Below are 18264 nucleotides of genomic sequence, written 5' to 3' on the forward strand. Positions count from 1 at the left end.
TGGCGCAAAGTTGAGCCCCCGGCCTTCGCCGGGGCGACGGTTGATGGAATTATGCGCCGGCCGTCGCCACCGCGTAGAGTGCGATCGCGGCGGCGTTCGAGATATTGAGGCTCTCCATCCGCGGCGAAATCGGCAGCTTCGCCAGCACGTCGCAATGTTCCATCACATTGTGGCGCATCCCGTCGCCTTCGGAGCCGAGCACCAGTGCGACGCGGCTGCCGTCGAGCGTTTGGGCCAGCGTCGTTTCGGTATCGCCCATCAGCCCGATGCGCCAATATTGCGCCTCGGCGATCTCTTCGAGCGCGCGCGACAGGTTGACGACGCGCACCCACGGCACGGTTTCGAGCGCGCCGGACGCAGATCGCGCGATCACACCGCTTTCGGGCGGGCTGTGGCGGTCCTGCGTGATGATCGCGGCGGCGTCGAACGCCGCTGCCGAACGCAGCACCGCGCCGATATTATGCGGGTCGGTGACCTGATCGAGGACGATGAGCGGACGCTTGCTGTCCGCATCGACCTCTTCCTGCAACAGATCGCCCAGATAGATGCTTTCGAGCGGGTCGACCTCGATCACCAGCCCCTGATGCGGCGCGTCGCGCGCGACGAGTCGCGCGAGATCGGTGACCTCGGCATAAGAGATGGGAACGACCGGGGGCAGGTCGAGCTGCGCGAGCGCCTCGCGCGTGCCCCAGATGCGCTTGACGGTCCGTTCGGGATTGGCGAGCGCGGCCAGAACGGCGTGGCGGCCCCAGAAACGGATCGGCTGGCCGCGCGTGCTCTGGCCTTGCGGGCGGCGGTGACGGGAAAATTGTCTCATAGCGCGCGCCTTTCCCATGACTGGCATTGACAGGCAAGCCTCGTTTCGCCATTGGACCGCTTCCCAAAGCGGACCCCATGGACAGGTGGCCGAGTGGTTAAAGGCAGCAGACTGTAAATCTGCCCGGGTTTCCGTACGCTGGTTCGAATCCAGCCCTGTCCACCACCCTCTGGTCCGAGGGCATCTCCTAAAATCGCTGGAAGCCGCAGAAAACCTAGGGTATTATCCCTCGGTCGTTCCTCTGCATCTCATCGCAGATCACTGCAGCGCAGTGAAAAGTGTGGGGAGAATGTGGGGGTAAATTTTTCGACCCCTAAGAATCGGGCTTCCGAGTGTGGGGGTAAAAAATTGGGTTAACCCTATGAAAAAGCTTACGGCTTTGGCGGTCAAGGCAGCATTGGCGAATCCCGGCACGTATCAGGACGGCGACGGGCTATTTCTGAAGGTCGATAAGCGGGGAGGGGCCTCTTGGCTTCTTAGGCTGCAACGTGACGGCAAACGCCAGGATATCGGCTTGGGCAGCGCCAAGCTGCTTCCTCTTGCGGAGGCGCGTGAGAAAGCCAATGAACTTCGGAAGGCGGTCAAGATCGAGGGTCGCGATGTGCTGGCGGAAAGGAAGGACGAAGCCGCCGCCAAGGTGACATTCCGGGAAGCGGCCCGCCAATATCATAGCGAGAATGCGGCAGGCTGGAAAAGCGCCATCTATGCCCGCCAATGGCTTGCGGCCCTCGAGAGCCATGCTTTCCCGAAATTGGGCGACCTTCCAACTGGGAGAATCTCCGCGGCGGACATCATCGATGTGCTGTTGCCGATATGGCAGGAGATTCCCGAAACAGCGCGTCAGGTGCGCAACCGAATCTGCGTCGTCCTCGATTATGCGCATGCAAAAGGCTGGCGCTCTACCGAAGCTCCGTCGGGCAATGGCAGCCTGAAAGCCGGGCGCGGATTGCCCCGCCAAGTGAAATCGCGCGAGAATCGCAAGGCGATGCCTTACAGCGCGCTGCCCGACTTCATGGTCGCCTTGCGTCGAAAGCCCGCATTCGGACGGCTGGCGCTCGAACTGCTCATCCTGACAGGCGTGCGCAGTCAGGAGGTTCGGCTCGCGACATGGGCGGAGTTCGATTTCGAGGGGCGACTGTGGACCATTCCGGCCGACCACATGAAGCGGGCCAAGGCCCACATGGTCCCGCTATCGGACGCGGCTCTCGCGGTGCTGGCCAAAGCAAATGCCTTTCGGCTCCCCGATACAGAGGTCGTTTTCCCCGGAGCGGTTGGAATGCCGATGTCCGACATGACGTTGCTGAAGGTGCTACGCGACATGAAGGTGCCGTTCCATGTGCATGGTTTCCGGTCTACATTCACCGACTGGGCGGCCAACGAGGATTTTGCGGACGCCGTGGTGGAAGCGGCGCTGGCTCACAAAACACCTGACGCCGTGCAGGCGGCCTATCGCCGCACAACCTATCTTGGCACGCCGGCCCAGCCGGGCGCGCGCGTCAGGCTGATGGAGGCGTGGGGGAGTTATTGTGCTGGTAGCGCTGCCGGGGCGATACCGCAGGACCCAAATGGACGCAGCCTCGATTAGGCGTGCATCGGCGGCATCACACCGCAGCCAGAGGTCGTGCAACTACCGGCTTTGAAGTCGGCTGTGCTCAATTTCGCGGCGGAGCGTCGGTATTGTCCGCCCGCTCGCCGAACCGCTCGGCCATCCAGCTTTGAACCTCCGACTCGCGCCATGCGACGCATCGACGGGTGAGCTGAAGCTGGCGGGGAAAGTTGCCGTCGCGGATTTGCCGGTAGAGCGTCGCGCGGCTGAGGCCGGTCCGGTCGAGCACGCTTTGCATTCGCAGAAATCGTTCGGGTTCCATGGCATATCCTGTCTTCGCTTTGACGCTCCCGAATGCGATCTGGATGTGCACGATCCACCCATCAAGCCTCGGCAGCCGGTCATGGGCGGCGTGCGGCGATGCTTCGTCCTGTCGCCTGCGGGTGCCGCAGGCCGTTCCGCCATGCGATATCGTGCACGGGCCTGCCGACGCATGCCGTCAATCGAACCATGGACCGCTGAGCGGCGCGGCAAGATAGCGGCGCGCGACGCGGACAAGCCTTTGCACCCGCAGGCGATAGGAGGCGCTTTCGACCCGCCATCGCTCAGGGGCTATGGCATGTCCGAACAGCGCGCGCGCCATCACTTGCTGGCGCGCGCCTTCAAGAAGTGCGTCTCCGACGCGCAGTTCGAGGATCCACTGCGCCGCGCGCCGCTCGCGGGGCAAAAGCGATGCGGGCAGCCGCCCTTTCCGGGCGAGGAGGACGAACTGCCGGAGCGCCTCGAGATTCGGTATTGCCGATGCGAGACCCGTCACGCGATGCTCGACCAGGGTCGGCCCGCCGAGCAGCGTGCCGTCGTGAAGGTCGAGGCGAACGGCCCAGTGACCGTCGCTGAGCAGCCAATGCTCGACATGCGCCGCATCGACCTCGACCGACATGCCGATCTCATATTGCGGCCCTGGCAGGCGCGGGGAGATTGAGAATGGCGGGTATCAGCCTCAGGCAATTACCCGATCGAACACCGGTCAAGCTCGCGATCAACCTCATGCCTGACCTCCACGCGTCGATCGGCGAATATGCCGCTTTCTATCGCGAGCAATATGGCCGCGAAGAAGCCGTCGCCGAATTGATTCCCGCGATGCTAGCGGCCTTTCTCGACAATGACCGGGTATTCCAGCGGTTGCGCCGAGAACGGAGAGGAACGGGGGATGATGATCGCCTATGCTTCGCGCACCGGTACGCGCCGCAACCTCGATGCCCTGCGCCGTGCCGGGTGGAGGCTGATGGTGTCGGCCCGCGGCGCGCTGCGGACGGAAGGATTCCGCTATACCCTCGACAATGGTGCATGGACTTCGTTCCAGCGCGGCGAGCCGTTTGACGAAGCCGCGTTCGAGCGCGCTATTGCCCGGCTCGGCGCCGATGCGGATTGGATCGTCGTGCCCGACATCGTCATGGGCGGCATGGCATCGCTGAAATTTTCGCGGACCTGGCTCGCCCGACTCCGCAATCGTCGTTCCCTTGCCAAGGCGCGCTTCATGGTCGCTGTCCAGAACGGCATCCTGCCCGCGCATGTCCGCGACCTGGTGGGGCCGCGCGTCGGGGTCTTCGTCGGTGGCGATACCGAGTGGAAGCTGGCGACGATGGCGGGTTGGGCACGGTTCGCACGCGCGCGCGGCGCAATATGTCATGTTGGCCGGGTCAATAGTGCGCGGCGCATCCGACTTTGCGCGGCGGCCGGCGCCCACAGCTTCGACGGATCGGGCGTGTCGCGGTTTGCCACGGCACTGCCGCCGCTCGATCTCGCGAGGCGGCAGGCCGATGTCGAAGGTTGGCTCTCGCGAGACGAAATCGCAAGCTTCGCTCTCCGTTCCTCTATGCCAGTGCGAGGTGGAGGATGAACGTCGAGGAGCGCGAGCGAACTGCGTTGGTAGCGCAAGAGATCTTGCCGACCGAGCCGGTCAGCCTATGCATCGCCGATGCTGTAAAGTTCACCGGCATTCCGCGCTCGACCCTATATGAGCTGGTCGAGCAAGTACCATCGACACCGTCAAGATCGGCCGATCAACCTTCATTCTCCACGCGAGTTTGAAGCGTCTCTTCGAGAAAAGTTGAACCGCCCGGCTGTTCTTTGATCTCACGCGGCCGATGTCGTCCCGGGAATTCCGGCCATCTCGGCGGGTGTAAGAACCGGCTCGTTTCGGTCCTTGCGTTCCGAATAGCGGTCGACGAGCTGGTCGGCGTGGCCGCGCGTGAGCACGGTGAACCGCACGAGTTCCTCGGCGACGTCGACGATCCGGTCATAGTAACTCGACGGCAGCATGCGGCCCGCTTCGTCGAACTCCTGCCAGGCCTTCGCGACACTCGACTGGTTGGGGATGGTGATCATCCGCATCCAGCGGCCGAGGATGCGCAGCGTATTGACGCTGTTGAACGACTGCGACCCCGCCGACACCTGCATCACCGCGAGCGTGCGGCCTTGCGTCGGGCGGAGGCCCTTATAGGCGAGCGGAAGATGATCGACCTGCGCTTTCATGATGCCGGTGATCTGCCCATGGCGCTCGGGGCTGCACCAGACCTGGCCTTCCGACCAGAGGGAGTGCTGCCTGAGTTCTTCGACCGCCGGATGATCGTCGTCGGCAATCTGATCGGGAAGCGGCAGGTCTGACGGATCGAAGATGCGCGTTTCGCAGCCAAAGAGCTGGAGCAGGCGTGCGGTCTCCTCGACGACGAGCCGCGAATAGGAGCGTTCGCGCAAGGAGCCGTAGAGCAGAAGAATGCGCGGGGCGGGATCGAGCGGTCCGAGGCCGAGCGCGGGCTGCGTGCGAAGAAATTCCGGGCTGAGCGCCGGGAGATGGTCCGGGTCGGAGAGAGTGCGAAGGCGGTGATGGGTCTGTTCTGTCATGATACTCGGGCTTCTGAAGGCGTGGTGGCCGGGAACCAGCGGCGTCCGAGGCGAAAGGCGACGCCGACGAGCAGGATGAGGATGGGCACTTCGACCAGCGGGCCGATGACGGCAGCGAAGGCGACCGGCGAGGCAAGGCCGAAGGCGGCGATCGTGACAGCAATCGCGAGCTCGAAATTATTTCCCGCCGCGGTGAAGGCGACCGCGGTGGTGCGCGGATAGTCGGCCTCGATCAGCCTGCCCATCCAGAAGCTGATGAGGAATTGCACGACGAAGTAGATGATGAGCGGGATTGCGATCCGGACGACGTCGGCAGGGATGGTGACGATCTCGCCGCCCTTGAGGCTGAACATCGCGACGATCGTGAACAGCAGCGCGACGAGCGTGATCGGGCCGATGCTGGGCAGGAAGCGCGTCTCGTACCACTCGTCTCCTTTCGCGCGAGCGAGGAAGCGGCGCGTGAGATATCCTGCGAGGAAGGGGATGCCGAGATAGGTGAGGACCGCCTCGGCGATGGTCCAGAAGCTCACGTCGATGACGCTGCCTTCGAGGCCGAACAGCGGCGGCAGCACGGTGAGGAAGAACCAGGCGTAGATGCTGAAGAAGAGGATCTGGAAGATCGAGTTGAAGGCGACGAGCGCCGCGACATATTGATTGTCGCCCTTCGCGAGCTGGTTCCAGACGATCACCATCGCGATGCAGCGGGCGAGACCGATCAGGATCAGGCCTGTCATATATTCGGGTCTGTCCGAGAGGAAGAGGACCGCGAGCGCGAACATCAGCACCGGCCCGATGATCCAGTTCTGGACGAGCGAGATTGCGAGCACGCGCTTGTCCGCGAACACGCGTGGCAGTTCGTCATAGCGCACGCGGGCGAGCGGCGGATACATCATCAGGATGAGGCCGATCGCGATCGGGATGTTCGTCGTGCCAACCGACATGGCGTCGATCGCGGCGGGCAGCCCCTTGAAGACCGACCCCAAGAGGACGCCGAGCCCCATCGCGAGGAAGATCCAGAGCGTCAGATAGCGGTCGAGGAACGACAGGCGTTCGCGCTTGGCGGCAATGGTCACGATATTTTCATCAGGCCTGAACGCGATTGCCGGCCGCATCGACCACCTGTTCGCCATCTTCCTTGGTGAAGGCGCCAAGCTGCCGTGCGGGCAGGATATCGAGGACGGCTTCGGAGGGACGGCAGAGCTTGACTCCGAGCGGCGAGACGACGAGCGGGCGGTTGATGAGGATCGGATGCGCCATCATGGCATCGACGAGCGCGCGATCGGTAAGGCTTTCGTCCCCGAGGCCGATGTCCGCATAAGGCGTGCCCTTCTCGCGCAGCAACTCGCGCGGTGTGATACCCGCGCGTTCGATTAATTGCTCGAGCAGTGCGCGACACGGTGGTGTCTTCAGATATTCGATGACATGCGGCTCGACCCCGGCATTGCGGATCAGCGCGAGCGTGTTGCGCGAGGTGCCGCAGTCGGGATTGTGGTAGATGACGATGTCGGTCACGGAGCCCGTTCCTTCAGCAGCAGGTGAGTTCGGCGAGCAGCGGCTCGCATAGCTCGGGGTGGCCTTGGCAACAGTCCTTCGCAAGGAAGAGCATCAGATCCCGAAGCGTGTCGATATCGGCTCGCTGGATCTGCTGTCGCCCTTGTTTTTCGGATTTGACGAGGCCTGCCTTGGCCAGCACCGCGAGATGCGTCGAGAAGGTGCTCTGCGTGAGACCCGATGCGTCGACAAGCTCGCCGGTCGACAGGCCTTCCGGCTCATGCCGGACAAGCAGGCGAAAGGCCTCGAGACGCGTGGGGTGGGAAAGGGCGGCAAGAGCAGGAAGTGCGGAACCGATGTTCATGTATCGGAATTATCCGATGCATCTGCGTCCGTCAAATCATATCGGAAATACCCGATAGGTCGGGCGGGCCGGCCGATGACTCGGTTCGGGCAATATAGGAGAGTTCGCCCGGCTACCGGCGATATGGAACAGCTATTGAAGGGTGGGCATCGGTGTGTAGCCGTTCTTCTGCCCGATTGGGTCCGGAAGACGCCGTGTTGGATCGGGATGGGGTGGTACTTCGGTCGCAGGCTGGGCCGGCCCCCGCTTGGTAGGACCCTTTTTGCCACCGGAAGCCATTGCTGCGTACATTAAGGTCTCCCGGCTAGATATTCGGAAAAGGCAGCCAGAAGCGTTAGGATGGCGTTGCCGAACCATCGCTCATGCGAGGCATTGCTTGCGCACCTCATTCGCGAGATGGTCTCTTTCGGCTCGCGCCTTTTCGGACTTCATCTGGCGAACCGCCATGGCATGCCAGGCCGCGGCCGAGCGCAGGCTGCGATCACGCACCTGCGTCTGCTCGGCCGCAGCGGCTTCGGCCTCGCACCGTTCTGCCTGCTCGCGATAATGAACGCTTGTTGCTGTAGCGGCCACGGTGAGGTCCTTTCGATCAGTCGATCATGTCGGCGATGAGACGGCGGAGTTCGCGGCGCGATAACGTCGGCGAGCGCCGAGCCTCCGGGCGGAGGCGTATCGGCCTCCCTGCCTGTGAAAGGCCTGCAAGGCCGGGGTAGATATTATTCTGAAACATGTTGGTCTTCTTGAATATTAGTGTCAGCGCCGCTTGCTTGCGGCGTCCGGATTGCCAGGGCCGCGATCGCGATAGACGATGCGACCCTTGGTCAGGTCATAGGGCGTCATTTCGACGCGCACGGCATCGTCCACCACCGAGCGGATGCGGAAACGCCGCATCCGTCCGGCGGTGTAGGCAATGAGCCGGTGGCCATTTTCGAGTTCGACGCGAAAGCGCCCGTCGGGCAGGATCTCGTCGATCATGCCGTCGAAGGTGAGAAGCTCTTCCTTGGCCACCCGACGCGTCAGGCCGCTTCGAGATTTACGGCCGAAACCTTGCCGTCACGGCCGGTCTCGAGGTCGTAGCTGAGGCGCTGGTCCTTGTTCAGCGTCGCCATCCCGGCGCGCTCGACGGCGGTGACGTGGACGAAGCTGTCGCCCGAGCCATCCGCGGCTGCGATGAAGCCATAGCCCTTGTCGCTGTTGAAGAATTTGACGTTGCCGATCGGCATGGATGTTTCCTTTCACGAAAACAGGGTATCCGCCGGCAAAAGCACCGGCAGAGCTGGAAGCGTGAGAAGGGAAGAAGCGACCCCCGCAGGGGGGCATCAAATTTCGTCGCAGGCGACGTTAGCGATCTGCATATAAGTCAGCGATCTCAAAAAATCAAGGAATTCCTCGGCTTTCAGTTACGTCGACAAATAGTCGGCCGAGAGCAGGAGGTCGATGTTCGCCTGGGGCGCCTGAGGTTCGATCAGGACCTTTCGACATGCAGATGGCTTGTAATGCAGCATCGGGACGCCCACATGAGACTATCGCCGGCTTGGCATTGCATGCCGGTGACTGAGAGACAATCGCGCTCCCGCAAAAGGGAGCAGACATGGATCTCAACCAACTTCTCTATCATCACCAGATGGCGCTCATGGCGGTAAGCCAGGCCCGGCGCGACGGTCACTTGCTTCCGAACTTCGATCTGCCCCGCTATTATACGAAGCGGATCAATGAGTATCGCGAGCGCCGTGGGCTGGCCGACGGCTTTGCAGGGGTTATCACGCCGGAACATGTTGGTCCGAAGGCTGACCCACCTGTTTCCGATCCGGCAAACGACTACCCATTTTTTGTTGGCGACACGCTGATTGCCGAATTGCTCGTCAACGAGGCGCTGGCGATGACCGGGGAGGAAAGGGCGGCCTTCGGCCTGGAAGACATCGTCGGCCGGCTTGCTGCGGTCCAGGAGGATATCTGGGTTATCGGACGCGATATCTATCGCGCGCTTGGTCTCGACGAGGACAAGCTGGCCGCGCTTGAAGCCAAGTTGTCGGCCTTGCCTGATTTGCATCCAGCCGATGCGGTGCATCTCCAGCCGTTTCGGTCGCTATCGGAAGCGGGCATCGTCCACACATATGTGGAACAATTCCGGGTCGGGCCATTCCGATATTCGAATATCGACGACGCGCGCGCCGCGCTCCGGCGCCAGGGCTCCAGCAGTGGAGCCGAAGGAAAACAAGCCAATGACCTCTGAGCACGATAAGCTGCGCACCGCTTTGGCGAGCGCGCGTACAAACCCGTTTCGGCGAAATCGCAAGGTCACACCCCTTGCGCCGGACGATGCGCAGCGGCAAGGCGCGATCAGCGCGCTGGCGTTCCAACTGCTTGGCGGACGCGACGCGGCGCTCGACTTTCTCAACACCGAAGACACTATTCTGAGCGGGCGTCCCATCGCGGTCGCGACGCGAAGCGACGCCGGCTATGCGAGCGTCGAGCGCGAGCTTCGCGCACGATCCCTTGTCCGGGATGCGCCGCATGGAGGATGATCGAGAAGGAGCCAGTCATATCGTCCGCTGCTGGTTCGAGTGGGAGATCGACGGCCTTGCGCGAAAGGTCATTCTTGTCGTCGAAACCGATCTTCCCATGCAGCCCGACGAAAACGGCTATGAAGTCATCGCTCTCGATGAGCTTCGCGCCGCTGCCATCGCCCGGTCGCGAGCGTCCCCTGGCGCTATCGACCGGATCCGCATCGTTCCGGTTCGCTACTAGCTGGCCCGCGCAAGAGGATCGGACGTCACGATATGGCCGACTATGAGATTATCGCTGTGCGCGAAGGTACCGGTAATGGCCAGACGCATCATATCGCCGCGGTGAAGGTGGGCGAGAGCCTGTTTCTCGCCGATCAGATCGTCGACTGGATTAACGCGGGGACGCATCGCTTCTGGGTGTGGTTTCAGAATGAAGAGGTCGATGTGGTCGCCAGGGAGCAAGGTTCGTCTCGGCGCTATTACCTGACCATAAAAAGCGGGGCTTTTCCGCCCGTTGCCTTGCTCTCGCTGCCCCGTTTTTAAGTTTGGAATTTGGATTCGGATCCGGATTCGTAACCGGTTCAACGGTAGCGACGACGAACAGCGACAGGCCTATCTTCGGACTTCAGCGCCGCTCGAACGCTTTTCCGCCGGCCATGTTGGTCGAAGGAGAATTGTGATGGGAAGATCGGAGTTTGATTAATCGACGCCGCGCCCCGCGTGGAATCCTGACAAGAAGGTCGGTGCGAAACGTTCGCTGAAGCTGCGGCAGATATGGGCGATCCGATTTCATCTCGTCGCGAAACAGACTATCCGTCGCGAACCGCAGGGCCGGAGATACCGCCCGCCTTCAGAGATGTGCGGAAAGCCGCAGTGCGGCTGCCGCCCGCGCCGCCAGCACCGGGCGTCAGGACGAAGCAAGGAAATGACCGATCCCGGTTGTTTCACGTCATCGCGACCCGCTGATAACGAACGTCCGCTTCTCTCAGCTTGGCTCGAAAGCTCCCTGTCGGTTGCCGGCCAGATTCAGCAAACTCATCCTCCGGGTCTGTGGGAGCACGAAGCTCGCTCCGAATTAGCTGGCTAACCCCCCGGGGGTTACAGCGATTCGGGAGTTCGGCGCAAAGATGCCGATGACTCTGCCGATGAGGATATCCCGCACATATTCGTCTTCATACGGACCATCCATAAATCGAATGCGCTCGCCGCATGGCTTGCCTTCCAGCGTCATGAGTTGCTGGCCTGCGAAAGATCCGACGAACCAGAGTTCCCTAGGCGTGGTCGAGCGATCCGGATTGCAGATATTCACCCACCTTTTGGTGAGTCCCGCAAGCGTCGTGCGCGAGCTGGTCTGCCATTGGATGAGATACATCTCCCCTTCATCCAATTCCCGGTCGCGCGTATCTACGACCGCGAGTTCGCCTTTCCGGATGTGCGGAAAGCTCTCGCCCTCGATGTCTTCGAAGGCAATGCAACCGGGAGGGAGTTCGTCGTAAATGACGAACGAGCGCAGCCCCGGTTGTTGGGCATCGTGTGGAAATTCATCGGCCGTCATGGTGCCTCACTTCCCCCGCCCGGATTTTCAATCAGCGACCCGAAACAGGCATGGGATTTCCCGGCGGACCATCCGCGGAAGCACCGCTTGCCCGCGTGGGGTGTGTTATTCAATATTGCACGATCCTGTTGGCAATCGTCCGGAAAAATTGCATTCGTTTTGGTGGGCCTCTTCGATTGCGACGTCGCTGCCAAATGCCAGGACTGGCGCTTCCGAACGGTCAAAAGCGTGCCCGGCACTTACAAAACAGGCAGACGCCGTGACTTCCGTCTCGCCATTCGTGACGCGCCCCGATCGATCATGGTTGCGGTATGAAGATCGCGCCCAGGGGCGGGCTGAAGAACGCCCCTTCGGAAAACCGTCTTTCCCGATTTGGATTGTCTGGCGCCGGCGTTTTGCTGCTAGGACGATCATTTGCCCGCAACTATTCGGATGCGCGGGGAGGCGGCGCGCAGGATGACAATGAAACTGGAGATTTCGGCGAAGGAGGCGCGACGGATCGCGCTGGCGGCACAAGGATTCGGTGCGCGCCGCCCCGAGCAGCCGAACGCCGCGCATGTTCGCCGCGTGGCCGACAGGTTGGGCCTGTTTCAGATCGACAGCGTCAATGCACTCACCAGAGCGCATTATCTGCCGGCCTTCTCGCGGCTCGGTCCCTATGATCGGACGCTGCTGGAGCGCGATGCCTGGGGGCCGAAGCGCCGGCGGCGCTTCTTCGAATATTGGGCCCATGAAGCCTCGCTGCTGCCGATCGATCTTCATCCGCTCCTGCGCTGGCGGATGGCGCGGGCCGAGCGCGGCGAGATCGGCTACCGGGCGCTGCGCCGGCTTGCGACCGAGGGACGGCGCGAGGTCGATCTCGTGCTGGCCCGGATTGCCGACGAGGGGCCGATGGCTGCTGCCGATTTCGAGAAGGGGGCGAGCAAGTCCGGCTGGTGGGAATGGAGCCCGACCAAGCATGTCCTCGAATATCTCTTCTGGGCCGGCAGGATTACGACGTCGACGCGCCGGGGCAGTTTCGCGCGCATCTACGACCTGAGTGAGCGGGTTATTCCGCAGGCGGTGCTCGATTTGCCGACGCCCGATGCCGCGAGCGCACAGCGGGCGCTCGTCGAACGCAGCGCGCGGGCGCTCGGGATTGCGACCGCGGCGGATATCAGGGACTATTACCGGCTGAAGCCCGGCGAAGCCGATCATGCCATCGCCGATCTCGTCGACGCGGGCGTCCTCGTGCCCGCCAATGTAAGCGGCTGGAATGTGAAGGCCTGGATGCACCGCGATGTACGGTCACCGCGCAAGATAGGTGGCGCGGCCCTGCTGGCGCCGTTCGACCCCTTGGTCTGGGAGCGTGGACGCGCGGAGCGGCTCTTCGATTTTCACTATCGCATCGAGATTTATGTCCCTCAGGACAAGCGCAGGCACGGTTATTATGTCCTGCCGTTCCTGCTCGACGAAGCCCTGGTGGCGCGGGTCGATCTCAAATCCGACCGTAATGCCGGCGTCCTGCGAGCGCCGCGTGTCACGCTCGAACCGGGTGCTCCAGCCGAGACGGTCGAGCGGTTGAAGGGCGAACTCGAGGGCATGGCGGGGTGGCTTGGCCTCGGCGCCGTCCATATCGGGGCGGTTGTCTGAGCCGACGGGTGCAGGAGTAGCCGCAGCACGCCTCTAGGGAGGTTTGCGGACCTAGCTTTGTCAGAATTGGAAGATTGAGGTTTTCGGCAATCTCAGGTTGTTTGATAGGCCGCCTATGGCGTGGCCGAGACGCTTGTTCCCCATATGCTCGCTGCCTTCATCGAGAGCCGCCGCAGCTTTGCACGATCGCTCAAAAGATGATGCGACCATAGGCGGGGTGCTGCGTGCATACGCAAGAGCAGGAAAACCATATAACTCCATGCCGGCATTATCCTCGATGCACCCAGGCCGGGACGGCGGAACGAGACCGGCGTTCGGCGAGGGGCGGCATTGGCGTGCCGTGCGCTCTCGGCGCGCCAATGCCCCTTCGGCCGGAATATGGCGTCCGGCCTTGGTGGGCTCACTGCGGGTTCGCCGCCATTCCCACCTCCGCGCTTGATCCGCCCCAGCGTGCGGCGTCTCCCGCGGTCCCCGCGCTTTCGGGTCCGGGTCCCCATCGTTTACGGCAAGACCAGCTCGGTCCCCGCAGCCAGTGTGTCGATCTCGGCGATGCGCTGAAATTCCGCGAGATACTCCTGCCGATTATGCGAGAGCCAGCGGACCACGCCCGAATTGCCGAGAAGCTTCGCGACATAGCCGCGCGCGAGGGTCAGGTGCAGATTGTCGATGCCATAGCTGTCCTCGACCGACTTTATGCGCGTTTGCAGCACGGCCAGTTCGCGTTCCATGCGCGCGAGCTGCTGGCTGTTCGGACTCGCGTTCGCGTTGCCATTCCGATTTTTCGGCGGTTTTGCGAGTTGATCGTCGGGCGTGGCGGCGAGGAGCGCCTTGGCAAAGGCCGCGGTGAAATTATTCTGTCCGATCATGAGGTCGGCAGCCTCGACCTGGCGCAGCGACGACATGCGGCGCAGCGTGTCGAAAACGGCCATCGGGCAGTTCGTCTCTTTCAGCATCTCTGCGGCGTCGGAGCTGATACCGTCGAGGAGCCGCGAGCGCCGTTTGACGGTCTGGATTTCGAGTCCGAGCGCATCGGCAATTTGTGCCGGGGCGACGCCGCGCTCGATCGCCCGGACGATCATCCGATGTTCCTGGACGGGAGGAAGGCGGTTGATGCGCTTGTTATAGCTGTAGGTATCCTCGTCGGTGGCGACGAGGCATTCGATCGATGCGATGGAAAGCTGCTTGAGGACCTCGATCCTCAAATGGCCATCGAGCAGATAATATTGGCCGCAATCTCCCGGAGCCGCGATCACAACGGGCGCTTCGACGAGCCCGATGGCCTTGATCGAGCTTACAATCTGGGCATATTTCTTGCATGCGCGGCGCGGCCATCGATCGCGGCGCGCAATTGCTTCGCAGTGGCGTCGGTCCAGCGGGCATTTTCGGCGGTCAGGCCCGATGGCGAGGAGCTGGATGAAAAATTGCATCCGGAAAGGGTAAGGGACAGGGCAAGCAACGAACACGCAATCACTCCATAACGCACGCAAATCTCCTCGGCGGCCTGAAGAGATAACCCGGGAGCGGAGGCGGCGTTCCGGCGCGGTCGCGAACCGGGTGATATATTGTCGGCGATTTTGCCTAGGCGCGGGCCGCATACAGCAGCCGGCCCGTCCCGAGATGGTCGAACACCGCGTCGAGGCACGCATCGCCCACCGCGAAGCAGCCTTGGCTGCGTCCCAATTTGCCATGCGCCGCAATCATGGTCTCATCGGCGTACCAGGCGCCGTGAATGACGATCGCGCGCTCCATCGCATGATCGTTGGTCGGGTCGAGCCCGGCGAGCCGCTGCGAGCGGCCATGCTTGCCGACATAATAGTCGCCGGTCACAAACGCACCCTCGCTCGACGCGTTCGATCCCGACGCGTTGGAGAAGCGCTCGGCCCAGCCCGTATGCAGCGGATCGGATCCGCTTCCGTGCGCCACGAGCAGCCGCGACGCCTGGCCGCTCGCCACGTCGAGGAAGTGGAAGCGCGCGTCGGACGAGGGCGCCGCAAAATCGACGATGGCGATGCGGTCGCGGTGCCGGATCGCGCCGGCGTGGCTGTCGAGCGCCGCAAGCGCCTTGCGCAGCAGCTGCGGATCGAGTGCGGCGTCTCTGATGCTCTGCGTTTGCGGACGCGGCGACGGAGCCACGGCAACGGGTCGCTCCGGCAAAACGCTCGAAAGCGGTCCCGCGGTCGAGCGGGTCAGGAGGCTGGCCGCTACCGCTGCGCCCGACATCATCAGGGTTCGCCGGCCCGGTCGAAAGGGCAGGTCGGTCATCGGCTTCATATAGGCGACCGGCGGAGCGATTGAAGGCCCGCCAGGCGCCGGACGCGCCGCACCGTGCGCGCGCATGGCCGAACCGTTCGCGGACGACCGCTCCGGCGGGGGAACCTCCTCCCGTGCGCCACGTTGCTGGATCATCGCGGGGCGGGCGACTTGTCTTGGAGAATCCCGATGAAAAACGCCTCTGTTCTCAGCCTCGCCGTGTTTTTGGCGGCTTGCGGGTCGAACAACGACTCCGCACCGCCTCCCGCCGAAACGGCAACGGTCGATCAGGCTGCTCCCGCCGAAATGACCGCGCCCGCCGGCACGCCGGCGACCCCGGTCGACGCGGCGGGTTATATCGCCAAGGCCGGCGCCGGCGACATGTGGGAAATCGAATCCTCGAAGGCGCTTCTTGCCAAGTCGACCAACGCAGACGTGAAGGCCTTCGCGCAGATGATGATCGACAATCACGCCAAGTCGACCGCGAAAGTGAAGGCCGCGGCGGCCGAGGCGAAGATCGATGTGGCCCCGCCGAAGCTCGATGCCGACCAGCAGAAGATGCTCGATGACATCAAGGCCGCCGACGCGGCCTCGATCGACGCGCTTTATCTCGCGAACCAGACGGCCGCGCATGATGCCGCGCTCGCGCTTCATAAGGCTTATGCCGCGAGCGGGGACACGCCGAGCCTGAAGAAGGCGGCTTCCGAAATCGTGCCGGTCGTCGAGGCGCACCGCGCCGAACTTGGCAAGCTTGCCGCGAAGCGCTGATCCGATCGGCTCGCGCTCGGGCTCCCTCCAGGCGCGGGACGGTTGCGGGGTCGCGACCGCGGGCCGCGGCCCCGTCTCATCGGATTGCAGCTCGCGTTGCCGCCGGGCAGGAGAGGCTTTGCCGTCGACCCTGCCATTCCGATAATCGGAGTCGTCGAAGCAATACGGCCGGGGCAGCGGGGCGCCAGCGCGCGCCTTCGATCGTGAAGAGGCGGCGGGTCGGGAGCTACCCATATGTGCCGCGCTCCCGACCGCTTGCGTACCGAAAAAGGGAGCGGGCCACCACCCGCTCCCTCATTCGAGGCTGGAGCTCAGCTCTGGATCTTCGGGCTGACGACGCCCGAGGTGTAGCGCAGATTATTCTGCACATGTTTGACGCCCGAGACGCCGTCGGCGATATCCTCGGCGCGGCGCTTCCCACGGCGGTCTTCTACCGTGCCGGCGAGGGTCACCTCGCCATCGGCGACGCTCACCTCGATCTCGGAAGCATCGATCCACACATCTTCGGTCAGCCGGTCATTGACATCCTCGCGGATACGCTCGTCGGATCGTGCGTAGTTTTTGGGACCCCGGCCCCGGTGGTCGAGCTCGGGCCGGCGCTGCGCATCGCGATCGCCGAACCAGGACATGACTTCGTCGCCGGCGCGCTCCATGAACCCGCGCTCGTCGGAGCGATAATCGCGCTCGCGCGTCGGGTTCGAGCGCCCATAAGGCGAGTAGCCGGGTGCGGGCGGGTAACCGAGTTCGGCGGGCCAGCCGAAACCCGAACGATCCCAGGCGCCGCCGCGCGCGTCGCCCGCGGCGTCCTGATACCGGTCATAGTCGCTTCGGCTGCCATAATAGTCCTGGCGGCGACCACCCGGCTCGCGCGCGTAGTCGGCGCCATAGCGCTCGCGCTGGCCGCTTTCGCGGCGATAATTTGCGCGATCCCGGCGCTGCTGGCTGTACCGGTCGCGCGAACGATCGTCGCCTTCCTCGTCAGCTACATAGGTGCGAGCCGCTTCCTCGGCACGGGCACGGTCCCAGCGCGGGGCTGCATCGCGGTAATCGGGGCTTCGATTGTCGCTATAATCCCAGAGCGGGGTGCGGTCGTCAAACCTGTCCATCTTGCGTCTCGGCGGGCAGGTTGCCTGGGGCGGCAACCCCCAAGCCTGACGAATTGACGCGTCGGCTTGGCGGAAGTTCCCCCAATCGAACCCCCCGCGACGGCCCGTTCGGCGGATACGCCCGGCCTCGGGAAAAATCGCCTCGCACAGGCTCTCGCATCCTCGCGCGACCAGCCCGCGCGGCGAGCGAAGCGTTGCCTATGTCGCGCGCGGCGGGCGCCGTTCATCGCTCCGCGCGGCAGCCCTTCTCGTGGCGGATGGCATCGGCTCGTCGGGTCACGCGACGCGCTTTGCGCGTTTGCGTTTCGCCGGCTCGGCAAGCTCGATCCAGACGGGCGTGTGATCGCTGGTTTTCTCCCATCCGCGCGGGCGAAGATCGACTTCGGCGGCCTTGAGCAAAGCCTTGGCGAGAGGGTTGAGCAGCAGGTGATCGATCCGGATTCCGGCGTCGCGCGCGAAGGCGTTCCGCCAATATGGCCAGAACGTGTAGAGAGTCTCATCCGGGTGAAGATGGCGGACCGCATCGGTCCAGCCCTGATCGAGCAGGCGCTTGAATGCGGCCTTCGCTTCGGGGGCGAAGAGGGCGTCGTCCTTCCAGCGCTCGGGCTTGTAGACATCTTCGTCGGTCGGGATGACGTTGAAGTCGCCGACGACGACGACCGGCGCCTTGAGGTCGACGAGCGTGGCGAGGTGCGCGTCGAGGCGTTCCATCCAGGCGAGCTTGTAGTCGAACTTGGGGCCGGGACGGGGGTTGCCGTTGGGGAGATAGAGGCCCGCGATCAGCACGCCGCCGACCGCTGCCTCGATATAACGGCTTTGCTCGTCCCCTGGATCGCCGGGCAAGCCGCGGCGGGTCTCGTGGATTTCGCCGACGCGGCTGAGGAGTGCAACCCCGTTCCAGCGGCGCTGGCCATGCCAGATCGCCTGGTATCCCGCCTCCGCGATGGCCGCGCGCGGAAAGGCTTCCTGCGGCGCCTTGAGTTCCTGCAGTACGACGATGTCGGGCTCGGCGAGGGCGAGCCATTTGAGGAGGATGGGCAAGCGGCCGCCGATCCCGTTGACATTGAAGGTCGCGATTTTCACAGGCCCGGGAGCTTGCGATCGGCACCGCCGCGGCCAGCGAGCCCGGTGCTGGCGCGCTCCAGACGCACCTTTGTCTCGCCGACGATGGTCGGCGCGCGGCAACCGTCGAAATCCGTCGCGGAGCAGATGCCGGACCTCACCACCGCGTCGGGCAGGGCCGCCGGTCCCGGCGACGGGACAGGCGCGGGCGCCGACGTCCGGGTGGAGGTGCGGGACATGACGTGACTACTCGAAGAGGCGT

General features: G+C 63.6%; 24 protein-coding genes, 1 tRNA gene and 1 pseudogene. 10 read left to right on the forward strand and 16 right to left on the reverse strand.

Annotated elements, in window-relative coordinates; all coding sequences use genetic code 11:
• Nucleotides 1–49: 49 nt before the first annotated feature.
• On the reverse strand, nt 50–817 hold the full coding sequence (gene rlmB, locus FHR22_RS04490) for a 23S rRNA (guanosine(2251)-2'-O)-methyltransferase RlmB (protein WP_166939369.1): 768 nt from the start codon (nt 815–817) through the stop codon (nt 50–52).
• 79 nt (nt 818–896) lie between these two features.
• Here rlmB and FHR22_RS04495 point away from each other — a divergent pair.
• A tRNA-Tyr gene (locus FHR22_RS04495) sits at nt 897–982 on the forward strand.
• Between the two features lie 196 nt (nt 983–1178).
• Complete coding sequence (locus FHR22_RS04500; protein ID WP_166939371.1) at nt 1179–2402, forward strand: tyrosine-type recombinase/integrase; 1224 nt, start codon at nt 1179–1181, stop codon at nt 2400–2402.
• Between the two features lie 67 nt (nt 2403–2469).
• On the opposite strand, the gene FHR22_RS04505 is transcribed toward FHR22_RS04500, so the two are convergent.
• Both FHR22_RS04505 and FHR22_RS04510 read right to left on the reverse strand, forming a co-directional pair.
• Nucleotides 2470–2661, reverse strand: coding sequence for a helix-turn-helix transcriptional regulator (locus FHR22_RS04505; protein ID WP_243853465.1), 192 nt, complete (start codon nt 2659–2661; stop codon nt 2470–2472).
• A gap of 201 nt (nt 2662–2862) precedes the next feature.
• On the reverse strand, nt 2863–3303 hold the full coding sequence (locus FHR22_RS04510; protein ID WP_166939376.1) for a DNA -binding domain-containing protein: 441 nt from the start codon (nt 3301–3303) through the stop codon (nt 2863–2865).
• A gap of 44 nt (nt 3304–3347) precedes the next feature.
• On the opposite strand from FHR22_RS04510, the pseudogene FHR22_RS22260 reads away from it, so the two are divergent.
• Nucleotides 3348–3542: pseudogene (locus FHR22_RS22260) on the forward strand (DUF2274 domain-containing protein); the annotation flags it as partial.
• A gap of 31 nt (nt 3543–3573) precedes the next feature.
• The gene (locus FHR22_RS04520) at nt 3574–4263 is read left to right on the forward strand and encodes a hypothetical protein (RefSeq protein ID WP_243853607.1); all 690 of its coding nucleotides are present in this window, start codon (nt 3574–3576) and stop codon (nt 4261–4263) included.
• Between the two features lie 236 nt (nt 4264–4499).
• Here the strand turns inward: FHR22_RS04520 and arsH are convergent, their stop codons facing one another.
• From arsH to FHR22_RS04555, 7 genes are all read right to left on the reverse strand, one after another.
• Nucleotides 4500–5267: an arsenical resistance protein ArsH gene (gene arsH / locus FHR22_RS04525; RefSeq protein ID WP_166939383.1), complete on the reverse strand. Its 768-nt coding sequence runs from the start codon at nt 5265–5267 to the stop codon at nt 4500–4502.
• Entirely contained in the window at nt 5264–6340 is a 1077-nt protein-coding gene (arsB, locus tag FHR22_RS04530; RefSeq protein ID WP_341786547.1) for an ACR3 family arsenite efflux transporter, read from the reverse strand. The genes arsH and arsB overlap by 4 nt, the downstream gene beginning before the upstream one ends.
• Before the next feature lie 10 nt (nt 6341–6350).
• Nucleotides 6351–6779: an arsenate reductase (glutaredoxin) gene (gene arsC / locus FHR22_RS04535; protein WP_166939387.1), complete on the reverse strand. Its 429-nt coding sequence runs from the start codon at nt 6777–6779 to the stop codon at nt 6351–6353.
• A gap of 13 nt (nt 6780–6792) precedes the next feature.
• Nucleotides 6793–7122 carry an ArsR/SmtB family transcription factor gene (locus FHR22_RS04540; protein WP_166939390.1) on the reverse strand — a complete coding sequence of 110 codons (330 nt, stop codon included), beginning with the start codon at nt 7120–7122 and terminating at the stop codon, nt 6793–6795.
• 360 nt (nt 7123–7482) lie between these two features.
• Entirely contained in the window at nt 7483–7695 is a 213-nt protein-coding gene (locus FHR22_RS04545) for a hypothetical protein (RefSeq protein ID WP_166939392.1), read from the reverse strand.
• 180 nt (nt 7696–7875) lie between these two features.
• Nucleotides 7876–8130: a translation initiation factor IF-1 gene (infA, locus tag FHR22_RS04550; protein WP_166939394.1), complete on the reverse strand. Its 255-nt coding sequence runs from the start codon at nt 8128–8130 to the stop codon at nt 7876–7878.
• Nucleotides 8131–8138: 8 nt separating this feature from the next.
• Nucleotides 8139–8345, reverse strand: coding sequence for a cold-shock protein (locus FHR22_RS04555; protein WP_166939397.1), 207 nt, complete (start codon nt 8343–8345; stop codon nt 8139–8141).
• 368 nt (nt 8346–8713) lie between these two features.
• Here FHR22_RS04555 and FHR22_RS04560 point away from each other — a divergent pair, with 368 nt between their 5' ends.
• The 4 genes from FHR22_RS04560 to FHR22_RS04575 are packed head-to-tail and all read left to right on the forward strand — an operon-like array spanning nt 8714 to nt 10172.
• Nucleotides 8714–9355: a hypothetical protein gene (locus FHR22_RS04560; protein ID WP_166939399.1), complete on the forward strand. Its 642-nt coding sequence runs from the start codon at nt 8714–8716 to the stop codon at nt 9353–9355.
• Nucleotides 9345–9647 carry a DUF2384 domain-containing protein gene (locus FHR22_RS04565; RefSeq protein ID WP_208417478.1) on the forward strand — a complete coding sequence of 101 codons (303 nt, stop codon included), beginning with the start codon at nt 9345–9347 and terminating at the stop codon, nt 9645–9647. The genes FHR22_RS04560 and FHR22_RS04565 overlap by 11 nt, the downstream gene beginning before the upstream one ends.
• The gene (locus FHR22_RS04570; protein WP_166939404.1) at nt 9637–9870 is read left to right on the forward strand and encodes a hypothetical protein; all 234 of its coding nucleotides are present in this window, start codon (nt 9637–9639) and stop codon (nt 9868–9870) included. Before FHR22_RS04565 ends, FHR22_RS04570 begins: the two co-directional genes overlap by 11 nt.
• Before the next feature lie 32 nt (nt 9871–9902).
• Nucleotides 9903–10172, forward strand: a complete 270-nt coding sequence (locus FHR22_RS04575) for a hypothetical protein (RefSeq protein ID WP_166939406.1) — start codon at nt 9903–9905, stop codon at nt 10170–10172.
• 532 nt (nt 10173–10704) lie between these two features.
• Here FHR22_RS04575 and FHR22_RS04580 read toward each other — a convergent pair.
• Complete coding sequence (locus tag FHR22_RS04580) at nt 10705–11184, reverse strand: hypothetical protein (RefSeq protein WP_166939408.1); 480 nt, start codon at nt 11182–11184, stop codon at nt 10705–10707.
• Between the two features lie 456 nt (nt 11185–11640).
• Between FHR22_RS04580 and FHR22_RS04585 the strand changes: the two genes are divergently transcribed.
• Nucleotides 11641–12816 (forward strand): winged helix-turn-helix domain-containing protein, encoded by a 1176-nt coding sequence (locus FHR22_RS04585; RefSeq protein WP_243853467.1) that lies wholly within the window; start codon nt 11641–11643, stop codon nt 12814–12816.
• A gap of 500 nt (nt 12817–13316) precedes the next feature.
• Here FHR22_RS04585 and FHR22_RS22790 read toward each other — a convergent pair whose 3' ends face one another.
• A complete protein-coding gene (locus FHR22_RS22790; protein ID WP_481883013.1) occupies nt 13317–14069 on the reverse strand; it encodes a plasmid partitioning protein RepB C-terminal domain-containing protein in 753 nt (250 codons plus the stop codon).
• A 325-nt stretch (nt 14070–14394) separates the two neighbouring features.
• Complete coding sequence (locus tag FHR22_RS04595) at nt 14395–15039, reverse strand: murein L,D-transpeptidase catalytic domain family protein (RefSeq protein ID WP_166939412.1); 645 nt, start codon at nt 15037–15039, stop codon at nt 14395–14397.
• Between the two features lie 216 nt (nt 15040–15255).
• On the opposite strand from FHR22_RS04595, the gene FHR22_RS04600 reads away from it, so the two are divergent.
• Nucleotides 15256–15834: a DUF4142 domain-containing protein gene (locus FHR22_RS04600; RefSeq protein ID WP_243853469.1), complete on the forward strand. Its 579-nt coding sequence runs from the start codon at nt 15256–15258 to the stop codon at nt 15832–15834.
• Nucleotides 15835–16145: 311 nt separating this feature from the next.
• Here FHR22_RS04600 and FHR22_RS04605 read toward each other — a convergent pair whose 3' ends face one another.
• The 3 genes from FHR22_RS04605 to FHR22_RS04615 all read right to left on the reverse strand — a co-directional run bounded on the left by FHR22_RS04605 (nt 16146) and on the right by FHR22_RS04615 (nt 18241).
• Nucleotides 16146–16940, reverse strand: a complete 795-nt coding sequence (locus FHR22_RS04605; protein ID WP_166939415.1) for a BON domain-containing protein — start codon at nt 16938–16940, stop codon at nt 16146–16148.
• 276 nt (nt 16941–17216) lie between these two features.
• Entirely contained in the window at nt 17217–18023 is an 807-nt protein-coding gene (xth, locus tag FHR22_RS04610) for an exodeoxyribonuclease III (RefSeq protein WP_166939417.1), read from the reverse strand.
• Entirely contained in the window at nt 18020–18241 is a 222-nt protein-coding gene (locus tag FHR22_RS04615) for a hypothetical protein (RefSeq protein WP_166939420.1), read from the reverse strand. Before FHR22_RS04615 ends, xth begins: the two co-directional genes overlap by 4 nt.
• Between the last annotated feature and the right edge of the window lie 23 nt (nt 18242–18264).

It is taken from the genome of Sphingopyxis panaciterrae, assembly GCF_011762125.1.
Lineage (GTDB): Bacteria > Pseudomonadota > Alphaproteobacteria > Sphingomonadales > Sphingomonadaceae > Sphingopyxis > Sphingopyxis panaciterrae.

What these genes read in the sequence shown, in the direction of transcription:
- arsH (WP_166939383.1), bottom strand. Translation starts at nt 5,267, where the DNA reads ATGACAGAACAGACCCATCACCGCCTTCGCACTCTCTCCGACCCGGAC.
- FHR22_RS04555 (WP_166939397.1), bottom strand. Translation starts at nt 8,345, where the DNA reads ATGCCGATCGGCAACGTCAAATTCTTCAACAGCGACAAGGGCTATGGC.
- FHR22_RS04540 (WP_166939390.1), bottom strand. Translation starts at nt 7,122, where the DNA reads ATGAACATCGGTTCCGCACTTCCTGCTCTTGCCGCCCTTTCCCACCCC.
- FHR22_RS04595 (WP_166939412.1), bottom strand. Translation starts at nt 15,039, where the DNA reads ATGATGTCGGGCGCAGCGGTAGCGGCCAGCCTCCTGACCCGCTCGACC.
- FHR22_RS04565 (WP_208417478.1), top strand. Translation starts at nt 9,345, where the DNA reads ATGACCTCTGAGCACGATAAGCTGCGCACCGCTTTGGCGAGCGCGCGT.
- FHR22_RS04575 (WP_166939406.1), top strand. Translation starts at nt 9,903, where the DNA reads ATGGCCGACTATGAGATTATCGCTGTGCGCGAAGGTACCGGTAATGGC.
- FHR22_RS04520 (WP_243853607.1), top strand. Translation starts at nt 3,574, where the DNA reads ATGATGATCGCCTATGCTTCGCGCACCGGTACGCGCCGCAACCTCGAT.
- FHR22_RS04600 (WP_243853469.1), top strand. Translation starts at nt 15,256, where the DNA reads ATGAAAAACGCCTCTGTTCTCAGCCTCGCCGTGTTTTTGGCGGCTTGC.
- FHR22_RS04570 (WP_166939404.1), top strand. Translation starts at nt 9,637, where the DNA reads ATGGAGGATGATCGAGAAGGAGCCAGTCATATCGTCCGCTGCTGGTTC.
- FHR22_RS04605 (WP_166939415.1), bottom strand. Translation starts at nt 16,940, where the DNA reads ATGGACAGGTTTGACGACCGCACCCCGCTCTGGGATTATAGCGACAAT.
- FHR22_RS04580 (WP_166939408.1), bottom strand. Translation starts at nt 11,184, where the DNA reads ATGACGGCCGATGAATTTCCACACGATGCCCAACAACCGGGGCTGCGC.
- FHR22_RS04500 (WP_166939371.1), top strand. Translation starts at nt 1,179, where the DNA reads ATGAAAAAGCTTACGGCTTTGGCGGTCAAGGCAGCATTGGCGAATCCC.
- FHR22_RS04615 (WP_166939420.1), bottom strand. Translation starts at nt 18,241, where the DNA reads ATGTCCCGCACCTCCACCCGGACGTCGGCGCCCGCGCCTGTCCCGTCG.
- rlmB (WP_166939369.1), bottom strand. Translation starts at nt 817, where the DNA reads ATGAGACAATTTTCCCGTCACCGCCGCCCGCAAGGCCAGAGCACGCGC.
- FHR22_RS04505 (WP_243853465.1), bottom strand. Translation starts at nt 2,661, where the DNA reads ATGCAAAGCGTGCTCGACCGGACCGGCCTCAGCCGCGCGACGCTCTAC.
- FHR22_RS04560 (WP_166939399.1), top strand. Translation starts at nt 8,714, where the DNA reads ATGGATCTCAACCAACTTCTCTATCATCACCAGATGGCGCTCATGGCG.
- FHR22_RS04510 (WP_166939376.1), bottom strand. Translation starts at nt 3,303, where the DNA reads ATGTCGGTCGAGGTCGATGCGGCGCATGTCGAGCATTGGCTGCTCAGC.
- FHR22_RS04585 (WP_243853467.1), top strand. Translation starts at nt 11,641, where the DNA reads ATGACAATGAAACTGGAGATTTCGGCGAAGGAGGCGCGACGGATCGCG.